This is a genomic window from Halomonas sp. SIMBA_159, assembly GCF_046536035.1.
GTDB lineage: Bacteria > Pseudomonadota > Gammaproteobacteria > Pseudomonadales > Halomonadaceae > Vreelandella > Vreelandella venusta_A.
This window is the reverse complement of the sequence record NZ_JAWJBT010001692.1, coordinates 1-234: the sequence shown is the minus strand read 5'-3', so window position 1 is coordinate 234 and position 234 is coordinate 1. Positions and strand designations below refer to the sequence as shown.

Here is a 234-nt window from a genome sequence, read left to right as displayed (position 1 = left end):
ATGCAGATGATCCCGGTAGAGTGCGTGGTGCGTAGCATTGCCGCTGGCGGTTTGGTGAAGCGTCTGGGCGTGGAAGCAGGCCTTCTGCTTCACCCGCCGACCTTTGAGTTGTTCTTCAAGAACGACGAGAAGGGCGACCCGATGATCAACGAGTCGCTGGCGGAAACCGTTGGCTGGGCAACTCCCGAGCAACGCGCCAAGATGAAGACGCTGACCTTGAAAGTGAACCACATC

General features: G+C 58.1%; 1 protein-coding gene. It reads left to right on the top strand.

Features of this window, described 5'->3' with window-relative positions:
* On the top strand, positions 1-234 hold a 234-nt coding region (locus R0J87_RS24970), incomplete at both ends, for a phosphoribosylaminoimidazolesuccinocarboxamide synthase (protein WP_498889719.1).